The organism is Hydrogenophaga sp. SL48 (assembly GCF_021729865.1).
GTDB lineage: Bacteria > Pseudomonadota > Gammaproteobacteria > Burkholderiales > Burkholderiaceae_C > Hydrogenophaga.
In genome coordinates this window covers 2,886,601-2,909,279 of sequence record NZ_CP063400.1, presented here as the reverse complement: position 1 = coordinate 2,909,279, position 22,679 = coordinate 2,886,601, and the positions used below count along the sequence as shown (strand labels likewise).

The following is a 22,679-nucleotide window of genomic DNA, read 5'->3' as shown; positions in this document are numbered from 1 at the left end:
TTTTACTGAAGCTGGAAGGTCACCGACTGGATGTACTGCTTGCCGGCCTGGGGCTTGCCGACGTTCGCTTTGGTCAGCGGGATGCGGACCTCCGAGGGGCTGTCCCGCATGTCTTCCACCGCGGCGTCGATGCGGATTTCATAGCCCGCATCCATCAGTGCGTCCGCCAGATCGGCGGTGACCTTGAGCGTGCGCCCCGCGCCCACGCTGGCGCCGGTCACGCCATCCAGGCGCTTGGCGTCACCCGCCGAGAGGCGGCTCCAGTCGGACAGGTGCTTGTGGTACTTGGCCTTGCCGCCGGCCACCCACAGCGTGCGCACGTAGGCGCCTTTGGCATCGGTCAGGTACGCGGCCAGGTAGGCGCCGTCGCCGCCGTAATTCTTGAGCTGGGCGGTCAGCGTGAGCGGGCGGCTGTGGGCCAGGGCGGGAAGGGCCAGCGCGCAGGCGGTGGCCAGAATGGTCATGAGGGGTTTGGACATGGTGATGCTCCTGTGGGATGGGTTTACTCGATCTGGCCGCGCGGCGCGCTGCCAGGGGCTGAAACAGGTGATGGCAGGGGCGATGGCACGGCGGCGCCGTCCGGTGGCGGCGGTCGGGTCTGCCGCGCAGCACCGTCCTCACCATGATCGCGTTCCCGGGCACGCTGGTGCTGGTCTTGCTTCATCTTCAACACCTTCAGGGTTTCCGGGTCGATCTTGGCTTTGAAGCTGCGTCCCTGGGCATCCGTGCCGAGAATTTCATAGCAGCCGTCGTCGATCTTCAGGCGCTGGATCTGCCAGCCCTGTGCAGCGGCCATCTGCCGCACGGCCTCACGCGTCTGCCAGCGATTCAGCGGCGCGTCGCAATCGTCACCGGCCCATGTGGGCAGGGCGGCCAGGCCCAGGGACAGCACCAGCAGGCCGTGCCGCAAAGAGGGGTGGGATTTCATGAGAGGCTCCTTTTCAACGCGTGGGCGCATGACAAACGGCTCGCGGCGCAGGCTCCGAACGGCTGCGTGAGGATTTGACCCAACCCGCCACGGCGTGCTTGTTGATTGGCATTGTGGAAAAACCACCTTGTATGCATGCTGAACGGCGGATTCATCTTCTGTTCATTGTGCAGAAGATAAAAATCTGCTTCAGTCAAGGCGCTGCATATTGGCCTTGCACTCGAATCCGCTCTTGCCCTGGCCCCGCCAAGCGGTCGCCAATGCCTGGGCTACGATCCTCGCAGCTGGCTCTTCAGCCTTGAACCCGCCATGTCACAGGAGCTCAACGTGTCGCTCATTTGGTCCCATTCCACCGACGGTCTCGACTGGGATGAACTCACCGCTCTGTACGCCGCTGCGCCGCTCGGAAACAAAAATCCGATCGGGCTGAAGACCGCGTTCACCAACAGCATGTTCAAGTGTTTCGTCTACGACGGTGAAAAGCTCGTCGGTGTGGGGCGGGCGCTGGCCGATGGCGTCGATTGCTCGTACATCTGCGATGTTGCGCTGCTTCCCAGTCATCAAGGTCTGGGGCTTGGAAAACAGATCGTTGCCCGACTGGTGGCGCTGTCCCGCGGACACAAGAAGATCATTCTTTATTCGGTGCCCGGCAAAGAGTCGTTCTACAAGACGCTGGGTTTCAAACGCATGAACACCGCCATGGCGATCTTTGAGGATCAGGCGGGTGCCCAAGCGCGGGGGTATGTCAACGAGACCTGACGCTGCGCTCCGCCGCCGCCCACGCTGCGGCTCAAGCCAGCGCCTCTGCCTGCGAGGTGAAGCGACGCGAAGCGGCCGCGCCCACCCACGTGAGCACACCGCCCAAGGCCACCAATGCCGCTGCCACCAGAAACGTGAGGCGCAGGCCCGCCGTCAGCTGCTGCGCGCTCGCCGTGGCCACCAGGGTGGTTGACGCGCCGAAGCTGAACACCGCGCCCATGGCCGATGCGCCGGTGATCAGGCCGAGGTTGCGCGAGAGATTGAGCAGGCCCGACACCACACCCCGCTGGTCCGCCGTGGCGCTGGTCATCACCGCCGTGTTGTTGGCCGACTGGAAGCTGGCGTAACCTGCCGTGATGAGGCCGAGCGCGCCCGCGTAGCCGGTGGCGCCCCAGGTGGTGGCCGCGATCGGCAGCGTGGCGGCGCCCAGGAACATCAACACCAGCCCCGCCACGCCCACCGGGTGCGAGCCGACCCGGTCCACCAGGCGTCCAGCCGGCGCGCCGAACACGGCGGCCACGGCCGGGCCGGCCGACATCACCAGCCCCATGTGCGTCGCGTCGAGCTGGAGCGCCCCCGTCAGATAAAACGGCCCCACCACCAGGGTCGCCATCACCACGCTGGTGACCAGCGCGCTCGCGGCAAAGCCCGCGGTCATCACCGGGTGGCGGAACGTTGCCAGCCGCACCAGGGGCGCTGCCACCCGGGCCTCGGCGAAGACAAAGGCGCCCAGACCGAGCAAGGCCAGCAGCAACAGGCCCGCGTTGACGGGGCCGAAGGCGCCGCGCCCGAGCGTCATGGCCAGCGAGTAGGCCGCGAGGCTGAGCGCCAGCAGCACCGTGCCGACGGGGTCGAAACGCACGGGCTTCGCGGCGTTGGAGGCCTGGTCGGGTGGCAGGTGGCGGTGGGCCATCACCAGCGCCAGGAGCCCCAGCGGCACGTTGATCCAGAACACCGCGTTCCAGCCGCAGACACCGATCAACAGGCCGCCCAGGGTGGGGCCGAGCGCGGTGCCCACCGCCGACACGGTGCCCAGCAGCCCCATGGCGCTGCCCACCTGGTGCCTGGGCACGCGCTCGCTGACCAGGGCCATGCTCAGCGCCATCATGGTGGCGGCACCCAGGCCCTGAACCACGCGTGCGGCGATCAGCTGCCACAGGGTGGTGGACGCAGCGCCCGCGAGCGACGCCAGGGTGAACACCCCCAGACCCCACAGCATGAGCCGGCGCCGGCCCACCAGGTCGCCCAGGCGGCCCACCGAAACGATGACCACCGTGATCGTCAGCAGGTAGGCCAGCACCACCCACTGCACCGCCTGGAACGACGCGGAAAACGCCTGCGCCAGGGCGGGCAGGGCGACGTTGGCAATGCTCGTGCCCAGCGACGACAGCAGCATCGACAAAGACAGGCTGAACAGCACACGGTTCAGAGCCGGTGCCGAGGGGGTGGCGGCGGTGGCGGGGGCCGCTTCGAGGGGGGTGGGAAGGGACATGGCGGGCTCCGGAAAAAGGATCACCCGATGCTAGGGAGCGGGTCGTGCTGGCGGAAGGCGCGTGCCGCGCAATCCACCCGTGCAGCCAACGCCATGGGTGGGGCCTGCGTGCTATGTTTCCGGCATGACCCCGCTCGACTTCAACCTGCTGTTGACCCTGGACGTGCTGCTGACCGAGCAGAACGTCGCCCGAGCCGCCCAACGGCTGAAGCTGAGCCCCTCGGCGATGAGCCGTGCCTTGGCGCGCCTGCGCGAAACCACGGGCGACCCGCTGCTCGTCAGGGCCGGGCGTGGCCTGGTGCCCACGCCCCGCGCGCTGGCGCTGCGCGAGCGCATCGGCCCCCTCGTGCAGGAGATCGAGGCGGTCATGCGCCCGCTGAACGCCCTCAAGCTGAGCGAACTTGAACGGACGTTCACGCTGCGCAGCAGCGAGGGCTTTGTGGAGAACTTCGGTGCGGCGCTGATCCAGCGGGTGGCCGCAGAGGCGCCGAATGTGCGGCTGTGTTTTGTCCGGAAACCCGACAAGAGCAGCACGGCGCTGCGGGACGGGACGGTCGATCTGGAGACCGGCGTGGTGGGCGCCACGATGGGGCCTGAAATCCGCGCGCAGGCGCTGTTCCGCGACCGGTGGATCGGCGTGGTGCGCCACGGGCATCCGCTGCAACACGGAGCGCGCATCACGACAGAACAATTCGCCCAGGGTCGCCACATCGCCGTCTCAAGGCGCGGGGTGGTCGGCGGCCCTGTCGACGAAGCACTGGCGCCTCTCGGGTGGCAGCGCAACGTGGTGGCCATCACAGGCGGCTTCGTGGCCGCCCTGGCGCTCACACGCGGCACCGACCTGATCGCCTGCGTGCCCGAGCGCCACACCCAAAGCCTGCGTGGCGATCTGCACAGCTTCGCGCTGCCGTTCCCCGTGCCGGCGTTCTCCGTTTCCCTGTTCTGGCATCCGCGGCAGCAGGCCGACCCGGCGCACATGTGGTTGCGACGGGTGGTGCTGGAGACCTGTGGCGAGCAGGACGATGGTGATCAGACAGGCCGGGGTCTGCCCGGTTCGGCAACCCGGTGACGTTGAAGGAGATCGGTGATCATGAGAATGATGGTTGTGTTGTTGGCTTTGTTGGTGGTGGGGCTCCTGGTCGCCCGTCAACTGGGCGACGGCCCGCCCGCCCAGGTGAAGCAGCCGGCGGCCGTTTCGGATGTGGCGGTTCCCGTGATTCCTACCGTACCCGTGAGGCCGGAGGATGTGCCCGGGTTTGAGCGGCAGGTGGAGGGCTACGTCAACGATCTGGCGGCCGAGCGGGCCAAGCAGATGGAGCAGGCGGAAACGGGGAAATGACGGGGTAGCCTGGTGGTTGTCATCGCGCGCTGGCCGGAGGCAAAGGGCCCGCGCCCCCGAGGGCTGCTCCGCTCAGCTGGCTTCAGTCAATCTCAGTGGTTTCATGTCGACCCAAGTCGGTCGTCTATGGATACGGCCGTTTAGGGCGACGCTGAATAAGTCCCCGTGGATGCGGGCGCCTGCTGTCGGGATGGGCTGCAAGGCGCAAAACGCAGACGGGCCGGGCGGCCCGGCGAGGCTTTGCAACGCCGCAGACCGCCCGAGAGCAGGATGCCCGCTCCACGAGGGACTTATTCAGCGTTGCCTTAGACTGCCCCACGGCGCGCGCGTGGGCGTGCCATGGTTGCCGCCTTCTCAGCCGCCCAACCGTCACCCAGGGACCCCGATGCAGATCCTCACAAGCTTGTTGACGCTGATCGTGCTGGCGAGGGTGCTCGGGCACCTGCTCACGCGCTGGGGCCAGCCGGCCATCGTCGGCGAGATGGTGGCGGGCATCGTGCTCGGGCCGGCGGTGCTCGGGCTGGTCGAACCGAACCCGGCGCTCTCGGGCATCGCGTCGCTGGCGATCTTCCTGGTCGTGCTCGACGCCGGCCTGGAGATGAGCTTCAAGGGCGTGCAGGCCGCCATGCGCGGCCGTGGATTCATCGTCGCCGTGGTCGCTTTCTTCCTGCCCTTTGGCGCGGGTGCCGCCGTGGCCTGGGCCTTTGACCAGGACCTGATGCGCACCATCTTCCTGGGGCTGTGCATCTCCATCACGGCGATGCCCGTGGCGGTGAAGATGCTCGACGAAATGGGCTTGCTGCAAACGGCCATCGGGCGCTATTCGGTGTCCACGGCGGTCATCAACGACATCCTCGCGCTGTTCATCCTGGGCGTGCTGCTGGCGTTGCCGGCGCAGTCCAGCTGGGCGGCGATCTTCGCCACCGGTGGGATGGTGACGCTCAAGCTGCTGGTGCTGGCCCTGGCCGTGCTGGGGCTCAACGCGCTGCTCAACCTGCTGCACCGGCGCGGGGTCGAGGTGTCGGCCGGGCCGGAGAAGCTGGCCGCCATGTTCGGCCCCGAGGCCGTGTTCGGCATCGTCATCGTCTTTGTGCTGGCCTTCGGATCGCTCAGCGAGAGCCTGGGCTTCCACTTCGTCATCGGGGCGTTTTTCGCGGCCTTGTTGCTGGACAAGCGCCAGTTCGTGGCCGCGCGTTATGAGGACCTGCGCCGCACGCTCAGCTCGATCACGGGCGGCTTCCTCGCGCCGGTGTTCTTTGCCTACCTGGGGCTGGAGTTCCAGATCTCGGCCCTGGCCGATGTCGGCTTCGTCGCCGCGGTGCTGTTCGCCGCCATCGCGTCGAAGGTGCTGGCGGGCTGGCTGGGCGGGCGCGCCATCGGCATGTCCAGCCGCGAGGCCCTGGGCCTGGGTTTCATCCTCAACGGCCGGGGCGCGATGGAGCTGGTGGTGGCCAGCATCGCGCTGGAGCGCGGCTTCATCGGCCAGGGCATGTTCTCGGTGCTGGTGCTGATGGGCGTGGTGACCACGCTGCTGGCGCCCATCTCGTTCAATGCCATCGTGGACCAGCAGATGCGGGAGCGTTACCGCGACACCGGCCAGCTGTGAGGTCGTGCGGGCCGTGTGGCCCGGCGAGGGGCCCCGGTCTCAAGGCAGGGGGTAGGGCTGCCCGTCCGGGGTGTTGAGCGCGATGTCGCGGTAGTGCGCTGGCCAGGTGTCGGGCGGGTAGCTGCCCGGGTCGCGCGGGGCCAGGTGGTTGACGATGTCGAAGTGGTTGACCTTGTGGCCCACCACCTCGTTGTCGAGCCGTGCGGTGCCGCGGATGTGCGACATGATGGAACGGCACAGCAGCGAATACGACCAGGCCGCCGAGCCGATGCCGTCCAGGCCGACGCCGGGGAAATACAGGTTGGCGGCGTCCAGGCTGCGGAAGATGCAGCCGCAGCGCGCGGTCAGGGCCTCCAGCGTGGGGATCGACGCGATGGCGGGCAGGTCGAAGTACGACAGGTCGACGCTGTAGCCGGTGCCCCAGAGCAGCAGGTCCGCCTCGACACGCTGCCCGTCCGACAGCGTGACCGTGCCGCCGGCGATGGCGTCCACGCTGGCGCGGTGGCGTTCGATGTCCGCAAAGTGTTCCAGCATGCCGGGGCGCCCGGGAATGAGCTGGTCGTGCCGCACGTCGAAGTCGTGCGCGGGCATCAGGTCGGTGATGCCGAATTTTTCGTAGCGTGCCCGCATGTCGGCTCCGATGGTGGCGCTCTGCTGTTCGTGCCCCATGCCGCTGGCCTGCAACCTCGCAAACCCGCGCACGCTGCCGGCGATGTGCTTGGGCTTGAAGGTGGGCACGAACCACCGCGTGCCACGGAAGGCCCAGGCCACCCGCCGGGCGCCGTGCTGGAAACACTGGTCCAGCAGGTCGAAGGCCGAGGCCCCGCCGCCGACCACCAGCACGTCGCGGCCGGTGAGCAGGCCCGGGTCGCGCAAGGTGCTGGAATGGAACTCGCGCACCGTGCTGGCGGTGCGCGCGCACGCGGGGATGACCGGCGTGTTGTGTGCCCCCGTGGCCGCCACGAGGTGCCGCGCGTGCACCTCACCCGCCGGCGTCGTCAGCGCCCAGCCCGCGCCGTCCTGGCGGGCCCCGTGCACGGGCGTGTTCAGCCGGATGCCGTCGGCCAGGTCGAAGCGCTGAACCCAGGCCTCGATGTTGGCCAGGATGTGCGGCTGCGTGACCCCCTGCAGCGGCAGATCGCCGAGCGTCCAGTCGGCGGCGCTGATCTGGATGTCCTGCCACGCCGGGAGGTCGCGCCACAGCCCGCCGACCCGGCCCTGCCGCTCCAGCACGACGGCCGCGAGCCCGGCCTTGCGCGCACAGGCCAGGGCCACGACGCCGGCCAGGCCGCCGCCCACGATGGCCACGTCGAATCGGTTGCGGGTGCTGTCCATGGGAGCCTCCTGCGTCAGGGGGGGTACACGCGGTTGGGGCGATGGCACCGGGTTCGACATCATCGCCCCTGCGCGGTCTTTTGGGGAGGGTGCTGTCCGCTGGCATCGGCCTTGTTCGCCCCCGGTGCGCCATCCCTGCGCCTGGCTCCGTCGCACCAGGCGCAGGCGGGTCGAAGCCGTCAGGCCGTGACCCTGGAGGGCGCACGCCGCCAGCCCCGCAGCAGCAAGGCATTGCCCACCACGCTCACGCTGCTCAACGCCATGGCCGCCCCGGCCACCACCGGGTTGAGCAGGCCGGCCGCCGCGAGCGGGATGCCGATCACGTTGTAGGCAAAGGCCCAGAACAGGTTCTGGCGGATCTTGCGGTAGGTGCGGCGCGAGATGTCGATCGCGTCGGCCACCAGCGCCGGGTCGCCGCGCATGAGCGTGATGCCGGCGGCGTGCATGGCCACGTCGGTGCCGGTGGACATGGCGATGCCCACGTCGGCCGAGGCCAGGGCCGGCGCGTCGTTGATGCCGTCGCCCACCATGGCCACCGACCGGCCACCTTCCTTCAGGCGATTCACGATCGCCGCCTTGTCCGCGGGCAGCACCTCGGCCTCGATGTGGTCGATGCCCAGCGCCCGGCCCACGGCCCGCGCGCTGCCCCGGTTGTCGCCGGTGAGCATCACCGTGTGCACGCCCAGCGCCTGCAGGCTTCGGATGGCGTTGATGGCGCTGGCCTTGGGCGCATCGCCAAAGGCCAGCAGGCCCACCAGCACCGGCGCGGCCGTCACGTCGGCGAGCCACGACACCGTGCGGCCTTCGTCCTGCAGCTGGCGCGCCGGCCCGGCCAGGACCGATGTGTCCACGCCCAGCTCCTGCATGTAGCGCGGACTGCCCAGGCGCAGGGCACGGCCCTGCACTTCGGCCGACATGCCGCGGCCGGGCACGGCGCTCACCTTGGCGGCGGAGAGCAGGGTCAGGCCAGCCTGTTCGGCGGCGTTCATCACGGCACGGGCCAGCGGATGCTCGCTGCCTGCCTGGATGGCGGCACTCCACGAGAGCAGCTTGTCTTCATGGCCCGGTGCGGGGAGGGCGGCCACCAGGGTGGGCTTGCCCTCGGTGAGGGTGCCCGTCTTGTCGAAGGCCACGGTGTGGATGCGGTGCGCCACCTCCAGCGCTTCGGCGTCCTTGATCAGGATGCCCTGGCGCGCGGCCACCCCGGTGCCGGCCATGATGGCCGTGGGCGTGGCCAGCCCCAGCGCACACGGGCAGGCGATCACCAGCACCGCCACCGCATTGAGGATGGCCTGCTCCCAGTGGCCGGTGGCCAGGCCCCAGCCCAGCAGCGTGAACGCGGCGATCAGCAGCACCACCGGCACGAAGACGGCGCTCACGCGGTCCACGATGCGCTGGATCGGCGCCTTCTTGGCCTGGGCCGATTCGACCATGCGCACGATGCGCGCGAGCGTGGACTCGGCGCCCACGGCGGTGGTCTCCACCAGCAGCAGGCCCTCGGCATTGACGGCGCCGCCGGTGACCTTGTCGCCCGCGTGCTTGGCCACCGGCAGGCTCTCGCCGGTGATCAGCGATTCGTCCACCTGGCTGGAGCCGGTGGTGATGACACCGTCCACCGGGATGCGCTCACCCGGGCGGATCACCACGGTGTCGCCGAGCTTCACGCGCGACATCGGCAGGTCCACATCGCCATGGGGCGTGCGCACGCGCGCCACCTCGGGCCGGAGGGCGTTGAGCGCCGCGATGGCGGCGGTGGTCTGGCGCTTGGCGCGAGACTCCAGCCATTTGCCCAGCAGCACCAGCGTGACGATCACTGCCGAGGCCTCGAAGTACAGGTGCGGCGTGCCATGTTCGGCGTGCTTGAACAGCAGGTAGACACTCAGGCCGTAGCCGGCGCTGGTGCCGAGAGCCACCAGCAGGTCCATGTTGCCGGCGCCGGCGAGCACGGCCTTCCAGCCCGCGCGGTAGAAGCGCGCGCCCAGCCAGAACTGCACCGGTGTGGCGAGGGCAAGCTGCAGCCAGCCGTTGATCGTCCATTCGATGCCCAGCAGCATGGCCAGCATGGGCAGCACCAGGGGCAGGGACAACGCGGCGGCCAGCGCCACCGGCCACCAGGGTTCGCCCTTGCGCGGCGCGGGGACGGGCGTGTCGGCCAGTGCGGGCGGCGCGGCGTGGTAGCCGGCCTTCTCCACCGCCGCCAGCAGAGCAGACAGGGCGGTGCCAGACGTCTGCACCGTGGCGCGCTCGGTGGCCAGGTTCACGCTGACCTCGCTCACCCCGGCCACGGCCTTCAGCGCTTTTTCAACGCGGGTGACGCAGGACGCGCAGGTCATGCCTTCAATGGGGAATTCGTGCTCGGTGAGCGCCAGGGTGGCGGTGTTCATGGTCAGGCTCCTTCAGGGGTTGGGAGCCCGGATGTTTGGGCCTGACACGGTGGCAAGCGCAAGCGCCTCGGTGCGCCATCAGCAGCGCTGGACCTTGCCCCCGTGGCAACGCCCAGCATCCGGGGCTTCATCAACCCACTGGAGCCCTCCATGCACCAATTCCACCTGCCCGACATGACCTGCGGCCACTGCGCCGGCACCGTCAACCAGACGCTCAAGTTCATCGACCCCGCCTGCGAAGTGCAGGTGGACCTGGCCCGCCACACCGTCCGCGTGAAGAGCCAGGAGGCACGCGAGGCGCTGGCCGAAGCGCTGAGCGAAGCGGGCTACCCGCCGGCCGCATCCACCGCCTGATCCCGCCTTGAACCGCCGTTCGTCAGGGCCTTCTCATGAAGGCCTTGACCTTCCCATGGTGTCAAGCTGCACCATGGCCCATCGTTGTCAACCCCAGGAGCGCGCCATGCCCCGCCTCATGAACATTGGTGAAGCCGCCACCGCCGCCGGCGTGTCGGCCAAGATGATCCGCCACTACGAACACATTGGTCTGCTGCCCCAGGCCGAACGCAGCGAGGCCGGCTACCGCCTGTACGGCGAGCGCGACGTTTCGGTGCTGCGGTTTGTGCGGCAGTCACGTCAGCTGGGCTTTTCCATGCCGCAGATCGCCGCACTCATCGGCCTGTGGGGCGATGCCCAGCGCAGCAGCCGCGAAGTCAAGGCCGTGGCGCAGCGCCACCTGGCGGATCTGGAAGAAAAGCGGCGCGAAATCGAACAGATGATGGAAGGGCTTGCTGACGTGATTCACACCTGCCAGGGCGACGACCGGCCGGACTGCGCCATTCTGGACAAGCTCTCGCTGGGCAGTGCGGCCGAATTGCCGCCTCGCCACCAGCCCCAGGTGCGCAAGCGCACCGGCAAGGTGGAAGTCCCCGGCACCACGGCCGCCAGCCACATCGACCTCATGGCCTGGATGCGCGGCGTGCAGGTGCACCATGGCGCACACTGAGCAGGTCGGAACGACGCGGCCGCGGCAGCGCAGCGGTGTGTTCGCTGGCCCACCGACGGCGATGGCGTCTTTTCGCACACTGCTTCCATTGCGCTGCGTTCCAGGACTGCCTTTCTTGATCTGAGTCAAGGCGACCAGAACGCCTGGGTTTAGCCTTGGGCCGTTGCCCCTCCCACCCTGAACGAACATGCACCTGTCCCGCCGCTCACTGCGACACATCACCAGGATGATCCTGGTGATGTGGCTGTTTGCGTTGGGCGCGGGTGTGGCCAATGCCTGCCTGCTGAACACGTCGAACCACGGCGGTCAGCCATCGTTCTCGGTGGCATCCCCCGGTACGCCCGTCGCCCACGCTCACCAGAACGAAGCGCCGAATCCCGGCAGCGCCGGATGCCTCAAGTTCTGCGACGAACCCAAGCTGGCCATCAAGAAGCTGGAGCAGTCCCTCAGCGATGGTGACGCGGGCATGGTCGGCGCGCTGCCCCGGGCACCGGTGCTGGCAGTGGCTTCGCCCACCGCCTTCCGACTTCCGGTGCTCAGCCACCGACCCGCGCACCTGGCCTTGCCCATCGCTGCGCGACCCCATCGTTTGACGCTGTAGGACGCATCGCGGGTTACCGCGATCCGCGCTCCTGCGTTCTGGCCGGCCCTGGCGGCCCGCCCCTTTCCGGACTTCCCCATCGTGACGCCATCACTGGCGGCACCCGCATTCATTCACAGGACACCACCATGAACAAACTCATCACCCTCATTGCGCTCACGACCACCGCCTTCCTGACCGCATGCGCGAACCCGACCCCACCGGGCACGGGCCCCGCACCAGCGGCAGACGCCGCAGCGCATGCCGAGCACCATCCAGCCACGGCAACGGCACCGGCCCCTTCGGCAGCTGCCCCGGCAGCAGCTCCCGCCATGGACGATCGCATGAAGAGCATGCAGGCGATGCGCGACAAGATGATGAACGCCAGGACGCCCGCCGAACGGCAGGCCTTGATGGACGAACACATGAAAGCCATGCACGCAGGCATGGCGATGATGAAAGGCATGAAGGGCATGGGGAACATGCAAGGCATGCAAGGCATGCAAGGCATGTCGGGAATGAAGGACATGCCCATGATGAAAGACATGGCCAAGCACCATCAGATGATGGAGCAGCGCATGGAGATGATGCAGACCATGATGGAAATGATGATGCAGCGCATGCCGGGTGCTGCCATGCCTCCTGCGGGAAAGTGACTGTCCGCCCACTGGGGCCGCTGGCTGGTGAATACCGGCCAGCGGCCCCACCTTGAGCGCGGCCGAATCTGCCCGGGTGTTGCGGCTGCGAACGAGCGCTTTTGCCTGCCACCCGGACCGGCACCCTCTGAACGTCAAACTGGAGAATCTCTTGAACCCCAAAACACCAACCTGGAAACTGGCCGCCCTGTCGGTGTCGCTGGTCTTTGTCAGCCTGTCGGCCTTCGCCGCAGATCGCAAGATTTTTGTGGCCAACGAGGACGCGGGCACCGTGAGCGTGATTGACGGGGCGACCTTCAAGGTCACCCGCCACATTGCGGTGGGAGCGGGGGCGCACAACGTCCAGGTGTCGCCCGATGGAAAGCTGGCCTGGGTCACCAACAATGGCGCCATGAAGGTGACTGCCTCAGGCAAGGGCCATTCTGGCGCCGGACACGGCGCCATGGCGCACGCTGGCGAGGTCTGGGCCATCGACACCGGTACCGACGCGGTGGTGGCGCGGGTGGTGGTGGGCAAGCACCCGGCCCACGTGGTGGTGTCTGCCGACAGCCGCTGGGCCTATGTCACCAACGGTGGCGAGAACACCGTCAGCGTGGTGGACACCGCCTCGCTCAAGGTCGTCGACACCGTTCCCACCGGCGAGTACCCCCACGGCATCCGGCTGAGCCCGGACGGCAAACACGTGTATGTCGCCAACCTGAAAGGCAACACGGTGTCGGTCATCGACACGGAAAGCCGCCAGGAAATCGGCCGGATTCCGGTGGGCAAGGGCCCTGCCCAGGTGGGCTTCACACCCGACGGCCAACTGGCCTTCGTGTCTTTGTCGCAAGAAGCCAGCGTTGCCGTCATCGACCCGGCCAGCCGCAAAGTGATCCGCCAAGTGTCTGTCGGCGAGGTGCCGATCCAGCTCTATGCGACCCCCGACAACCGCTTCCTCTTGGTGGCCAATCAGGGCAGCCGGAAGAACCCTGGCAACACGGTGAGCGTGATCGACCTTGCCAGCTTCAGCACCCAACAGATCCCGGTGGGCAGTGGCGCCCATGGCGTGGTGGTCGGGACCGATGGTCGCCACGCCTACGTGAGCAACCTCTACGCCAACTCGGTGTCGGTCATCGATGTCCAGACGCGCCGGTCCGTGGCCACCGTGCCGGTGGGCGCGGGGCCCAATGGCATCAGCGTGACCCCCTGAGCCGCCCCTGCATGAGCGGCACCGGCAGGGCCAGCCAGCCGTTTCAGGCGTCAGTGCACCGTCGCACTCATCGCATTCAGGGATTCCGCACGCGCCGGCACCGCGCAGCTCAGGGGTGCCAGCGCGGCCTGGATGCGCGCCATCTGCGCAGCGCTGACCAGTCCGCCCAGCACCTTCTGGAAGCGCGGCTCCAGGGTTCCGGAGACGATGTACTGCCAGCGGTAGGCCTTCAGCAGCGTGGCGTTCACCTGCGCGGCACGCTCGCCGTCCGGGGCCATGCCGCTGACGGTCAGGAAGTACGCCGCGTCGGCCTGGGCCTGCCCCTGCAGGATGCCGTCGACGCCGCCGACCAGCGCGATCAGGTCGTCCACCGCCGCGTCGCGCTGGGCATCGGACGCCAGCCGGGCGTCTTCGCGTGCCCATTCCAGCTCGTCGATGATCGCGTGCTGCGACTCTTCCTTCCAGTGGAACAGGAACACGTCTTTGAACAGCGGTGACAGGTCCTGAGCGGCGTCGATGCTGGCGCGGTAGTGCGCCTGCGAGAACAGTTCGATGTGGCAGATCAGCGCCAGCACGGCCCAGCTGCTCTTGCACAAGACGAACCCAGCCACGTCGTTGGGCGACACGTCGAAGCGGTAGCCGGCCGGCATGTCGGCGGCCACCAGCCGTTCGATGCGGCGGAACAGCTCCTGGTGTTTCAGCTCCTCGTCGGTGAAGCGCACGATGGCCTCCAGCGCGGTCTGGTCGCCGAGCCAGTGCTCGCGGCTCACCTCGAGCATCTTGGCGCTGATGAAGCGTTCGACCAGACCGAACATGTTGGCGTAGGTGCGGCCCTGCACCTGGCTCAGGAACCGGTGCTCGGCCGGGCTCAGGAAGGGCAGTTCGTCGGCCAGCGACAGACCGTCGGGCAGGAAGGTGTGGGCCAGGTCGAAGCGGCGGCCGCGGATCACGTCGCGGTCGATGTCCCAGCGGATGCGTTTGGAGACTTCGATGGTCTTGGCGTAGCGCGGGATGTCCAGGGGGGTGGATGGGTTTTGCATGGTGTTTCCTCTCGGGGTTGGATACGTCCTGTCGACGTGATCGAAGGATTCACCGTTGCGCGCGCCGGCGCATGGGGCGGATGTCCCACGCCCTCCATCGGGTAGAGGATGGCGCGCGCCTGGGTCTAGGACGGGCGACCCATGCGCGAGACAATCGCGCATGCCCGCTGTCCAGCGTGCGCCACCAAACCTGCGCCAGAGCCTGCGCTTCTGCACCGCGGCCGACGGCACGCGCATCGCGATCGCCTCCATCGGTTCCGGCCCGCCGCTGCTGCGGGCCGCGCACTGGCTGAGCCATGTCGAACACGACCTGCACAGCCCCGTCTGGCGGCCCTGGTTGGCCGAACTCGCGCGCGATCACCAGTACATCCGCTACGACCAGCGCGGCTGCGGCCTGTCTGACAGCGCGGTGGCCGACTTCTCGCTCGACGCCTGGGTCGGTGATCTGGAGGCCGTGGTCAACAGCCTGGGCCTGCGCCGCTTCCCGCTGATCGGCATGTCGCAAGGTGGGGCGGTGGCCATCGCCTACGCCGTGCGACACCCCGACAAGGTGTCTCATCTGGTCCTGCCCGGTGCCTACGCGCGCGGCGCGCTGCAACGCGCCACCAGCGATGCCGAGCGGCTGGAGGCACAGACCCTGGTCAACCTGATCCGTCTGGGCTGGGGGCGCGACAACGCCGCCTTCCGTCAGGTGTTCACCAACCAGTTCATCCCCGGCGGCACGCCAGCGCAGCACCAGTGGTGGAACGAACTGGAGCGCCTGACGGCGAGCCCGGAGAACGCCGCGCGCACGCTCGAGGCCTTCCACCGCGTCGACGTGACCGACCTGGCGCGCCAGTTGCGCGTGCCCACGCTGGTGCTGCACGCGCGCGGCGATGCGCGTGTGCCGTTCGACGAGGGGTTGCGGCTGGCGGCGCTGATCCCGGGGGCGCGCTTCGTGCCGCTGGAGAGCGACAACCACGTGCTGCTGGACACCGAGCCGGCGTGGTCCACCTTCCTGGCCGAACTGCGCGGTTTTCTGGGCCATGCGCCGGTCGATGCCACCGACGGCGCCGGTGATGTGACGCTGACACCGGCCGAGCGAGAGGTGTTGCGCCTGGTGGCCCAGGGCCTGGACAACCCCGTCATCGCGCAGCAGTTGAACAAGAGCGAAAAGACGGTGCGCAACCAGGTGTCGAGCATCTTCGACAAGCTGGGCGTGCGCACGCGGGCGGAGGCGATCGTCTACGTGCGCGATCGCGCGCCCTGAGTTGCTGGAAGTACCCCAGCAACGCCGCCGACGGTATCGGTGGCGGCTCGAAGCGGGTTCAGCTCGCCTGCATCGGCTGGAACCGGTCCGCGCGGTCGACCAGGCTGCGCATCTGGTCCGCCGCATGGATGGTGACCGTGTGGGGCGTGTAGCCCGGCCGGGGCGAGATGTAGCTGGCCATTTCCCGCACCAGCGCCTGTTGCTCGGGCGGTGCATTCGCCAGCAGGGCGATGACCATGTTTTCCAGCGCGATCACGCGCACGCGCAGCTGCACCAGCTCGGCGTTGGTGAGGGCGGGGCTGTCGACCGGTGTGGGGTGCAATGACTCGGACATGAGGGGCTCCTGCGGTGGGGCGCGCGAGGCCGCGCCAGGGTCATTGTGTGCCGGCGCGGGGCGTTGGACAACCGGGTCTGTGCGCTGGCGCCCGGGCCACTTCTGTTGTTGACGCCGGCGTCAGCCGGCTCTCAGAACAGCACGCGGCTGCGCAGCGTGCCCGGCACGCCCGCCAGCTCGGCCAGCGCCCGCTCGGAGTGCGCGGCGTCGATGTCCATCACCACGTAGCCCACGTCTTCGCGCGTCTGCAGGTACTGCGCCGAGATGTTGATGCCGTGGTCGGAAAAGACGCGGTTGATGCCGGAGAGCACGCCGGGCACGTTGCGGTGCACGTGCAGCAGGCGGTGTTTGCCGGGGTGCGCGGGCAGGGCCACTTCGGGGAAGTTGACGGCCGAGGTGGAGGTGCCGTTGTCGCTGTACTTCACCAGCTTTTCCGCCACCTCGATGCCGATGTTTTCCTGCGCCTCCAGCGTGGAGCCGCCGATGTGCGGCGTGAGGATCACGTTGTCCAGGCCGCGCAGCGGCGATTCGAAGGTGTCCTTGTTGCTGTGCGGCTCTTCGGGGAACACGTCGATGGCGGCGCCGAGCAGTGCCTGGTTGTTCAGCGCGCTGGCCAGCGCATCCACGTCCACCACGGTGCCGCGCGAGGCGTTGATGAGCACGGCGCTGGGCTTCATGCGCGCGAGTTGCGCCGCGCCGATCATCCACTGCGTGGCCGGTGTTTCGGGCACGTGCAGGCTCACCACGTCGGCGGTGGCCATGAGCTCGTCCAGGCTGGTGAGCGGTTTGGCGTTGCCCAGCGGCAGCTTGGTCGCCACGTCAAAAAACACCACGTGCATGCCCAGCGCTTCGGCCAGCACCGAGAGCTGCGTGCCGATGGCGCCGTAGCCCACGATGCCGAGTGTCTTGCCGCGGATCTCGAACGAGTTGCTGGCCGATTTCAGCCAGCCGCCGCGGTGCGCCACGGCGTTCTTCTCGGGGATGCCGCGCATCAGCAAAATCGCTTCGGCCAGCACCAGCTCGGCCACCGAGCGGGTGTTGGAGAAGGGTGCGTTGAACACCGCGATGCCACGCTCGCGCGCCGCGGCCAGGTCCACCTGGTTGGTGCCGATGCAGAAGCAGCCCACGGCGGCGAGGCGGTGGGCGTGGCTCAGCACTTCGGCGGTGAGCTGGGTGCGCGAGCGGATGCCGACGAAATGGGCGTCGGCGATCTTGGCCAGCAGTTGGTCGTCGGGCAGGGCGCCGGGCAGGCTTTCGATCTGGCTGTAGCCCGCCGCGCGCAGCACCTCGACGGCCGAGGGGTGGATGCCCTCCAGCAGCAGGAAGCGGATCTTGTGCTTGTCGATGGAGGTCTTGGGGCCGGGCTGGACGGCTTGGGTCGGGGTGGTGGTGGTGGCGTTCATAGTTGACTAATGTAGTCGGGTATGGCGCCCAAGGCCATTTTGGAGGCCTTCGTCCCCGCGCCGCAGGGGGGATTTTTCGCGGGTGTCAGGCCGGGCCGGCGGGGGTCATGAACAGGGCGGCCACCAGGTCCGACTGCGTGACCATGCCCACCAGCCGGTCCTGCTGATCGAGCACGGGCATGTGGTGCAGGCCCCCGTCGGAGAAGCCGCGCACCAGGTCGGCGATGGCCTGTTCGGGGCGGGCTGTGCGCACCCTGCGGGTCATGATTTCTTCGACCCGGCGCGCGGTGTTCATGCGCGGCACGCGGCTGGGCGCCGGCGCGCTCTGGCCGATGAAGAAGTCGTGCAGCGACACGATGCCCACCAGCTGCTGCTCGGCGTCCACCACGGGCAGCGCCTTGATCTTGTGGTGCGCCAGGCGCGCCCAGGCTTCGTCGACCGAATCGCCGGGGCCCACGCTCACCACGTCGCGCGACATGATGTCCTGGCAGCGCACGCCGTTCCAGTGGCGGCGCTGCGCGTGCAGTTGCGCGCGCGTCATGATCTCTTCGAGGTCGTGGCGGTCGATGTCGAGCAGCTCGCCGAACGAGGCCAGCGCGGCGTCCAGGTCCTCCTTGTGGAAACCCGCGCGCTGGGTGGGCAGCGGGTCGCTGGTGTCGTGGGGGCGGCTCCGGGTCACGCCGTGGTGCGGGTAGCTGCGCCCCATGGCGTTGTTGAACAGCAGGGCCAGCGCCAGCATGACCGCCGAATCGGCGGCCACCGGCCAGAGCGCAAAACCGAAGCCCAGCTGGTGGATCGCCGGGCCACCCAGCACGGCCGTGAGCGCCACCGCGCCGCCGGGCGGGTGCAGGCAGCGCAGCGCGAACATGGCCGCCACGGCGCCGGTGCCCGCCACTGCGGCGGCCAGGCCCGTCGAGCCGAGCCACTGGTGGCAGGCCACGCCGATCAACGCCGAGAGCACGTTGCCGCCGATGATGGACCAGGGCTGCGCCAGCGGGCTCGCCGGCACCGCAAACAGCAACACCGCCGAGGCGCCCATGGGCGCAATGAACCAGACGCTGGAGGTGCCCAGCGCGTGGCGGCTGAGCCAGTCGGTGCACAGCAGCCCGAGGCCCACGCCCACGCTGCTCAGCCAGAGCTCCCCGCGACCGATGGTCAGCGGGGCCGGGTAGAACGAACGCAGCCAGTTCAGCAGCGGATTCAAGGGCGGGCTTTCAGCGACCGTGTGTCAACGCTGACCGGATCAGCCTGCGGCCTCCATCCCGTTGCGTTGTTTGGTGGGTGCGGTGGCGGGCGACACGAGGAACGCCAGCAGCGCGCGCACCGCGTCGGGCTGCGTGGAGGCCGTGGCCAGGCCGGCCGAGAAGGTGGTGATGATCTGGATGTCGGCGGGCAGCGGGCCGAGCACGTCGATGCCTTCCAGGCTCATGAGTTCGCTCAGTTGCTGGAAGCCCAGCTCGACCTCGCCTTGGGCCACCAGCGAGCCCACGGGCACGCCGGGCGGGGCTGTGACGATGCGGTCTTTGATCTGTTCGGCGATGCCCCAGCGCTCGAACAGTTTGGCCAGTTGCACGCCGCTGGGGCCGGTGGAATAGCCCAGGGTGCGCGCGGCGAGCACGGCCTGTTTCACGGCGGCTTCGCTGGCGATGTCGGGGTGCGGCGCGCCGCTGCGCACGGCCAGCGCCACGCCGGAGCGCACCACGTCCACGGTGCTGCCGGCCACCACCTTGCCGTCGGTGGTGAGCTGGGCCACCGCGTTGGACGCGAGCGCCACGATGTCGAAGGCCTCGCCGGCCCGCACCCGTTTGGCGGCGTCCACACCGCCCACGGATTCGAGTTCGATCACCGCGTCCGGGTGCGCCTGCCGGTAGAGGGCGATCAGGTCGGCCAGCACCTGCTTGGTGGCCATGGAAGAAATGATGCGGATGGGGGACGCCATGCGGGCAGCTCCGGGAGTGCAAGGGGTTGGAACGCGCGCCGCAGCGGCGCGGCGCGAACCCGTGCAATTTAACCGCAAGCCAACGGCGCGGTATTCCTCAGGCTGCGCGCGCGCGCCCGCCTTTCTCCGCCCAGGTGCGCGTCCACCGCACCTGCATGGTGCGCATCACGCCCAGCATCAGCACCGAGAAGATCGCCATGATCACGAAGCCGGAGAGGAAGCTGTCGGTGTGCTGCTTGGATTGGCCCATCATGGCCGGCACCAGGCCGCCGCCGAGCGCGCCGATCTCGCCGATCATCGAGCCGGCCACGGCGGTGGACATGGGCCAGCGCAGCGGCACCAGCTGGAACAGCGCGCCGTTGCCCGCGCCCAGCGCGGCGAAGCAGACGATGAGCAGCAGCGTGGTCAGCACGATGGAGTGCGACGACAGGCCCACGCCCACCAGCGCGACCGACACCACGACCAGCACCACGGTCAGCGTGTTCACGCCGCCCCAGTGGTCGGAAATCCAGCCGCCGAAGATGCGCACCACGGCGCCCATCAGCGCGGCCAGCATGGTGAGCTGACCGGCCTGCACCTTGCTCACGCCGAACTGGTCGTAGTAGTAGGTGGGCAAAAAGGTGGTGATGCCGATGAAGCCGCCGAAGGTGACGACGTAGATCAGGCTGAACACCCAGCCGTCTTTTTCCAGCAGGCAGGCCAGGTGCTCGCGCATGCTGGCGTGCACGTCGCGGTCGGGCGGCTCCTTGGCCATGAAGGCCACCACCAGCATGGGCACGATGGAAGCGAGGGCGGCGAAGCCGTACACCGTCTGCCAGCCGTAGGCCTGCGCGAGCGGCGGGGCCAGCAGCGCGGCGATGGCGGTGCCGGCGTTGCCCGCGCCCACCAGACCCATGGCCAGGCCCTTGTATTTCGGCGGGTACCAGCCCGAGCCCAGCGACATGGCCACACCGAAGCTGGCACCGGCCACGCCCAGCAGCAGCGCCATCTTGAGCATGTCGTCGTAGGTCTGCACGAAGAAGTAGCCGTACGACATCGTGACCGTGATCAGCGCCAGCTCGACCAGCGTGGCGGTCTTGCGACCCACGTACTGCGCGAGCAGGCCGAGCGGGAAGCGCATGACGGCGCCGGCCACGATGGGGATCGACAGCAGCAGGCCCTTCTGCGCGGCCGTGAGGTTGAACTCCTCGCTGATGAAGGGCGCCATGGCGCCGTTCATGACCCAGATCACGAACGAGAACGTGAGGTAGAAAAACGCTGCAAACAGCGTCGGTGTGTGCCCGCTTTTCAGGAACGTACGGAAGCCCGCCATGGCGTGGACCTTTGTGAGAGAGGTGGGGTGGGAAGTGGAGCCCTCGCAGCGGCGCCCATGGCCGAGGCAGGCCAGAGGGATGCGCAAGGGGCGCACCGGTCGGCCGGAATCGGCGACAGGATGCAGCACAAGAGGCCTTCGTCAGCCTCTGCGGATATTCAGCAATATCCATGCCCGATCAAGGGGCGGTTGGCGGGGCACGGAGGACCCGCCATGCACCATGCCTGTGTCGTCCACCGCCCGCGGCACCAACAAAAAAGGGGCATGCCCTGAGACATGCCCCTTTTTGGGGTTGGCCGCGCGCTGGTCAAGCTGCCTTTTCGACGTGCGCCTGGCGCGTGTAGAGAAAGTCGATGACCGCTTTTCTGTGGTGCTGGTACTGCGGGTCGTCGGCCAGGGCCACGCGGTGGCGCGGGCGTGGCAGGTCCACGTGCAGCACCTCGCCGATGGTGGCGGCGGGCCCATTGGTCATCATCACGATCTTGTCGGACAGCAGCACGGCTTCGTCCACGTCGTGCGTGACCATGACCACGGTGGCCTGCGTGGCCGCCACGATCTCCAGCAGCTCATCCTGCAGCTTGGCGCGGGTCAGCGCGTCGAGCGCGCCGAAGGGTTCGTCCATCAGCAGCACCTTGGGCTCCATCGACAGCGCCCGGGCAATGCCCACGCGCTGCTTCATGCCACCCGAGATTTCGCCGGGGCGCTTCTGTGCGGCGGGCGTGAGACCCACCAGGGCCAGCGCGGCTTCGGTGCGGGCCTTCAGCTGGGCCTTGCTTTCGGTGGCGGCGAACACGCGTTCCACCGCGAGATACACGTTCTCAAAACACGTGAGCCAGGGCAGCAGCGAGTGGTTCTGGAACACCACCGCGCGCTCGGGGCCGGGGCCGGCGATCTCGCGGTCGGCGCAGAGCAGCACGCCGTGGGTGGGCGTGGTCAGGCCGGCGATCAGGTTGAGCAGCGTGGACTTGCCGCAACCCGAGTGGCCGATCAGCGCCACGAACTCACCCTTGGCCACCGTGAGGTTGATCTCGCGCAGCGCGGGGAAATTGCCCTTCTTGGTCTTGAAGGTCTGCTCGACGTTCTGGATGTCGATGTACTTGGCGTCGTTGCTGTTGCTCATGACTTGACTTCCTCGAACGTGAACAGGGTGGCGATCTTGATGAGCGCGAATTCGAGCAGCAGGCCGACGATGCCGATGACGAAGATCGCGATGATGATGGAGGAGACGTTGAGGTTGTTCCACTCGTCCCAGACCCAGAAGCCGATGCCCACGCCGCCGGTCAGCATCTCGGCCGCGACGATCACCAGCCAGGCCGTGCCCACCGCCAGGCGCACGCCGGTCAGCAGGTAGGGCAGCACGGCGGGGAACAGGATCTTGGTGAAGATCTTCCACTCGCTCAGGTTGAGCACACGGGCCACGTTCATGTAGTCCTGCGGCACACGCTGCACGCCCACCGCGGTGTTGATGATCATGGGCCAGATCGAGCAGATGAAGATGGTCCAGATGGCGGCCGGGTCGGCGCCCTTGAACACCAGCAGACCGATGGGCAGCCAGGCCAGCGGCGACACCGGGCGCAGCAGGCTGATGAGCGGGTTGAACATGCGGCTCAGGAACTCGAAGCGGCCGATGGCGAAGCCGGCGGGAATGCCGACCGCTGCGGCCAGGCCGAAGCCGATGGCCACGCGCTTGAGCGAGGCCAGCACGTTCCAGCCCACGCCCTGGTCGTTGGGGCCGTTGCTGTAAAACGGGTCGGAGAACACCTGCACCGCCTGCGCCCAGGTCTCGGCGGGTTTGGGGATGCCGCTGTTGCCGGTGCTGGCGATCAGTTGCCAGAGCAGCACCAGGCAGGCCAGCCCCAACACGGGTGGCAGCACCGCCATCCACACGCCCCGGAAGTCGCGGCTGGCGGCCGAGGGGCGGGCGCTGACCGCGGGCGTCGCAGGCGCTTCGGTTTTGGGTTTGCTCATGGCTTTGCCCATCGGTGAGTGGGAGCTGGTGACCGGCGGTGCCGAAGCCTCCAGCGGTGAATGAAAAACGGCGCTGACCATGGTTTTTCCTTAGAAGTGAAACAACGAGGGGCGAAATGTCTTAAGCCGGGAACGCCGCGGAACTGGCTTTGCCAGGCCGCCA

Annotated in this window: 23 protein-coding genes; 10 read left to right on the top strand and 13 right to left on the bottom strand. The window is 68.3% G+C overall.

The window, feature by feature from the left end:
- Nucleotides 1-2 precede the first annotated feature (2 nt).
- Both IM738_RS13765 and IM738_RS13760 read right to left on the bottom strand, forming a co-directional pair.
- The gene (locus tag IM738_RS13765; RefSeq protein WP_236961344.1) at nt 3-479 is read right to left on the bottom strand and encodes a DUF2271 domain-containing protein; all 477 of its coding nucleotides are present in this window, start codon (nt 477-479) and stop codon (nt 3-5) included.
- 23 nt (nt 480-502) lie between these two features.
- On the bottom strand, nt 503-928 hold the full coding sequence (locus tag IM738_RS13760; RefSeq protein ID WP_236961343.1) for a PepSY domain-containing protein: 426 nt from the start codon (nt 926-928) through the stop codon (nt 503-505).
- Nucleotides 929-1,237: 309 nt separating this feature from the next.
- Between IM738_RS13760 and IM738_RS13755 the strand changes: the two genes are divergently transcribed.
- Nucleotides 1,238-1,687: a GNAT family N-acetyltransferase gene (locus IM738_RS13755; protein WP_236961341.1), complete on the top strand. Its 450-nt coding sequence runs from the start codon at nt 1,238-1,240 to the stop codon at nt 1,685-1,687.
- 31 nt (nt 1,688-1,718) lie between these two features.
- Here IM738_RS13755 and IM738_RS13750 read toward each other — a convergent pair whose 3' ends face one another.
- The gene (locus IM738_RS13750) at nt 1,719-3,179 is read right to left on the bottom strand and encodes an MFS transporter (RefSeq protein WP_236961340.1); all 1,461 of its coding nucleotides are present in this window, start codon (nt 3,177-3,179) and stop codon (nt 1,719-1,721) included.
- Between the two features lie 124 nt (nt 3,180-3,303).
- Here IM738_RS13750 and IM738_RS13745 point away from each other — a divergent pair, with 124 nt between their 5' ends.
- The 3 genes from IM738_RS13745 (at nt 3,304) to IM738_RS13735 (ending at nt 6,124) form a co-directional block, all read left to right on the top strand.
- Entirely contained in the window at nt 3,304-4,248 is a 945-nt protein-coding gene (locus IM738_RS13745; protein WP_236961339.1) for a LysR family transcriptional regulator, read from the top strand.
- A 21-nt stretch (nt 4,249-4,269) separates the two neighbouring features.
- Nucleotides 4,270-4,518, top strand: coding sequence for a hypothetical protein (locus IM738_RS13740; RefSeq protein WP_236961338.1), 249 nt, complete (start codon nt 4,270-4,272; stop codon nt 4,516-4,518).
- Nucleotides 4,519-4,903: 385 nt separating this feature from the next.
- Nucleotides 4,904-6,124 (top strand): cation:proton antiporter, encoded by a 1,221-nt coding sequence (locus tag IM738_RS13735; RefSeq protein ID WP_236961337.1) that lies wholly within the window; start codon nt 4,904-4,906, stop codon nt 6,122-6,124.
- Nucleotides 6,125-6,163: 39 nt separating this feature from the next.
- Here the strand turns inward: IM738_RS13735 and IM738_RS13730 are convergent, their stop codons facing one another.
- Together IM738_RS13730 and IM738_RS13725 are read right to left on the bottom strand one after the other, a co-directional pair.
- Nucleotides 6,164-7,459 (bottom strand): flavin-containing monooxygenase, encoded by a 1,296-nt coding sequence (locus IM738_RS13730; protein ID WP_236961336.1) that lies wholly within the window; start codon nt 7,457-7,459, stop codon nt 6,164-6,166.
- Nucleotides 7,460-7,638: 179 nt separating this feature from the next.
- Nucleotides 7,639-9,843 (bottom strand): heavy metal translocating P-type ATPase, encoded by a 2,205-nt coding sequence (locus tag IM738_RS13725; RefSeq protein ID WP_272907626.1) that lies wholly within the window; start codon nt 9,841-9,843, stop codon nt 7,639-7,641.
- Between the two features lie 150 nt (nt 9,844-9,993).
- Here IM738_RS13725 and IM738_RS13720 point away from each other — a divergent pair, with 150 nt between their 5' ends.
- The 5 genes from IM738_RS13720 to IM738_RS13700 all read left to right on the top strand — a co-directional run bounded on the left by IM738_RS13720 (nt 9,994) and on the right by IM738_RS13700 (nt 13,271).
- Nucleotides 9,994-10,197 carry a heavy-metal-associated domain-containing protein gene (locus tag IM738_RS13720; RefSeq protein ID WP_236961334.1) on the top strand — a complete coding sequence of 68 codons (204 nt, stop codon included), beginning with the start codon at nt 9,994-9,996 and terminating at the stop codon, nt 10,195-10,197.
- A gap of 106 nt (nt 10,198-10,303) precedes the next feature.
- The gene (cueR, locus tag IM738_RS13715) at nt 10,304-10,846 is read left to right on the top strand and encodes a Cu(I)-responsive transcriptional regulator (protein WP_336886525.1); all 543 of its coding nucleotides are present in this window, start codon (nt 10,304-10,306) and stop codon (nt 10,844-10,846) included.
- Between the two features lie 187 nt (nt 10,847-11,033).
- A complete protein-coding gene (locus IM738_RS13710) occupies nt 11,034-11,447 on the top strand; it encodes a hypothetical protein (protein WP_236961333.1) in 414 nt (137 codons plus the stop codon).
- Nucleotides 11,448-11,575: 128 nt separating this feature from the next.
- Entirely contained in the window at nt 11,576-12,082 is a 507-nt protein-coding gene (locus IM738_RS13705) for a hypothetical protein (protein WP_236961332.1), read from the top strand.
- A gap of 151 nt (nt 12,083-12,233) precedes the next feature.
- Nucleotides 12,234-13,271 carry a YVTN family beta-propeller repeat protein gene (locus tag IM738_RS13700; RefSeq protein WP_236961331.1) on the top strand — a complete coding sequence of 346 codons (1,038 nt, stop codon included), beginning with the start codon at nt 12,234-12,236 and terminating at the stop codon, nt 13,269-13,271.
- A gap of 50 nt (nt 13,272-13,321) precedes the next feature.
- On the opposite strand, the gene IM738_RS13695 is transcribed toward IM738_RS13700, so the two are convergent.
- On the bottom strand, nt 13,322-14,311 hold the full coding sequence (locus IM738_RS13695; protein ID WP_236961330.1) for a hypothetical protein: 990 nt from the start codon (nt 14,309-14,311) through the stop codon (nt 13,322-13,324).
- Between the two features lie 160 nt (nt 14,312-14,471).
- Between IM738_RS13695 and IM738_RS13690 the strand changes: the two genes are divergently transcribed.
- A complete protein-coding gene (locus tag IM738_RS13690) occupies nt 14,472-15,560 on the top strand; it encodes an alpha/beta fold hydrolase (protein ID WP_236961329.1) in 1,089 nt (362 codons plus the stop codon).
- Between the two features lie 58 nt (nt 15,561-15,618).
- Here IM738_RS13690 and IM738_RS13685 read toward each other — a convergent pair whose 3' ends face one another.
- The 7 genes from IM738_RS13685 to ntrB all read right to left on the bottom strand — a co-directional run bounded on the left by IM738_RS13685 (nt 15,619) and on the right by ntrB (nt 22,597).
- A complete protein-coding gene (locus IM738_RS13685) occupies nt 15,619-15,894 on the bottom strand; it encodes a hypothetical protein (protein WP_236961328.1) in 276 nt (91 codons plus the stop codon).
- A 131-nt stretch (nt 15,895-16,025) separates the two neighbouring features.
- Nucleotides 16,026-17,297 (bottom strand): phosphoglycerate dehydrogenase, encoded by a 1,272-nt coding sequence (gene serA / locus IM738_RS13680; RefSeq protein ID WP_236961327.1) that lies wholly within the window; start codon nt 17,295-17,297, stop codon nt 16,026-16,028.
- A gap of 85 nt (nt 17,298-17,382) precedes the next feature.
- Nucleotides 17,383-18,501, bottom strand: coding sequence for an HPP family protein (locus IM738_RS13675; RefSeq protein ID WP_336886524.1), 1,119 nt, complete (start codon nt 18,499-18,501; stop codon nt 17,383-17,385).
- A 39-nt stretch (nt 18,502-18,540) separates the two neighbouring features.
- Nucleotides 18,541-19,236 carry a substrate-binding domain-containing protein gene (locus IM738_RS13670; RefSeq protein ID WP_236961326.1) on the bottom strand — a complete coding sequence of 232 codons (696 nt, stop codon included), beginning with the start codon at nt 19,234-19,236 and terminating at the stop codon, nt 18,541-18,543.
- Between the two features lie 97 nt (nt 19,237-19,333).
- Nucleotides 19,334-20,548 (bottom strand): MFS transporter, encoded by a 1,215-nt coding sequence (locus IM738_RS13665; RefSeq protein ID WP_236961325.1) that lies wholly within the window; start codon nt 20,546-20,548, stop codon nt 19,334-19,336.
- A 307-nt stretch (nt 20,549-20,855) separates the two neighbouring features.
- Nucleotides 20,856-21,668, bottom strand: coding sequence for an ABC transporter ATP-binding protein (locus tag IM738_RS13660; RefSeq protein WP_236961324.1), 813 nt, complete (start codon nt 21,666-21,668; stop codon nt 20,856-20,858).
- On the bottom strand, nt 21,665-22,597 hold the full coding sequence (gene ntrB, locus IM738_RS13655) for a nitrate ABC transporter permease (protein WP_236961323.1): 933 nt from the start codon (nt 22,595-22,597) through the stop codon (nt 21,665-21,667). Before ntrB ends, IM738_RS13660 begins: the two co-directional genes overlap by 4 nt.
- Between the last annotated feature and the right edge of the window lie 82 nt (nt 22,598-22,679).

What these genes read in the sequence shown, in the direction of transcription:
- IM738_RS13685 (WP_236961328.1), bottom strand. Translation starts at nt 15,894, where the DNA reads ATGTCCGAGTCATTGCACCCCACACCGGTCGACAGCCCCGCCCTCACC.
- IM738_RS13750 (WP_236961340.1), bottom strand. Translation starts at nt 3,179, where the DNA reads ATGTCCCTTCCCACCCCCCTCGAAGCGGCCCCCGCCACCGCCGCCACC.
- IM738_RS13755 (WP_236961341.1), top strand. Translation starts at nt 1,238, where the DNA reads ATGTCACAGGAGCTCAACGTGTCGCTCATTTGGTCCCATTCCACCGAC.
- cueR (WP_336886525.1), top strand. Translation starts at nt 10,304, where the DNA reads ATGCCCCGCCTCATGAACATTGGTGAAGCCGCCACCGCCGCCGGCGTG.
- IM738_RS13765 (WP_236961344.1), bottom strand. Translation starts at nt 479, where the DNA reads ATGTCCAAACCCCTCATGACCATTCTGGCCACCGCCTGCGCGCTGGCC.
- IM738_RS13695 (WP_236961330.1), bottom strand. Translation starts at nt 14,311, where the DNA reads ATGCAAAACCCATCCACCCCCCTGGACATCCCGCGCTACGCCAAGACC.
- IM738_RS13660 (WP_236961324.1), bottom strand. Translation starts at nt 21,668, where the DNA reads ATGAGCAACAGCAACGACGCCAAGTACATCGACATCCAGAACGTCGAG.
- IM738_RS13735 (WP_236961337.1), top strand. Translation starts at nt 4,904, where the DNA reads ATGCAGATCCTCACAAGCTTGTTGACGCTGATCGTGCTGGCGAGGGTG.
- IM738_RS13730 (WP_236961336.1), bottom strand. Translation starts at nt 7,459, where the DNA reads ATGGACAGCACCCGCAACCGATTCGACGTGGCCATCGTGGGCGGCGGC.
- IM738_RS13690 (WP_236961329.1), top strand. Translation starts at nt 14,472, where the DNA reads ATGCCCGCTGTCCAGCGTGCGCCACCAAACCTGCGCCAGAGCCTGCGC.
- IM738_RS13665 (WP_236961325.1), bottom strand. Translation starts at nt 20,548, where the DNA reads ATGGCGGGCTTCCGTACGTTCCTGAAAAGCGGGCACACACCGACGCTG.
- IM738_RS13705 (WP_236961332.1), top strand. Translation starts at nt 11,576, where the DNA reads ATGAACAAACTCATCACCCTCATTGCGCTCACGACCACCGCCTTCCTG.
- IM738_RS13740 (WP_236961338.1), top strand. Translation starts at nt 4,270, where the DNA reads ATGAGAATGATGGTTGTGTTGTTGGCTTTGTTGGTGGTGGGGCTCCTG.
- IM738_RS13725 (WP_272907626.1), bottom strand. Translation starts at nt 9,843, where the DNA reads ATGAACACCGCCACCCTGGCGCTCACCGAGCACGAATTCCCCATTGAA.
- IM738_RS13670 (WP_236961326.1), bottom strand. Translation starts at nt 19,236, where the DNA reads ATGGCGTCCCCCATCCGCATCATTTCTTCCATGGCCACCAAGCAGGTG.
- IM738_RS13745 (WP_236961339.1), top strand. Translation starts at nt 3,304, where the DNA reads ATGACCCCGCTCGACTTCAACCTGCTGTTGACCCTGGACGTGCTGCTG.
- serA (WP_236961327.1), bottom strand. Translation starts at nt 17,297, where the DNA reads ATGAACGCCACCACCACCACCCCGACCCAAGCCGTCCAGCCCGGCCCC.
- IM738_RS13760 (WP_236961343.1), bottom strand. Translation starts at nt 928, where the DNA reads ATGAAATCCCACCCCTCTTTGCGGCACGGCCTGCTGGTGCTGTCCCTG.
- IM738_RS13720 (WP_236961334.1), top strand. Translation starts at nt 9,994, where the DNA reads ATGCACCAATTCCACCTGCCCGACATGACCTGCGGCCACTGCGCCGGC.
- ntrB (WP_236961323.1), bottom strand. Translation starts at nt 22,597, where the DNA reads ATGGTCAGCGCCGTTTTTCATTCACCGCTGGAGGCTTCGGCACCGCCG.
- IM738_RS13710 (WP_236961333.1), top strand. Translation starts at nt 11,034, where the DNA reads ATGCACCTGTCCCGCCGCTCACTGCGACACATCACCAGGATGATCCTG.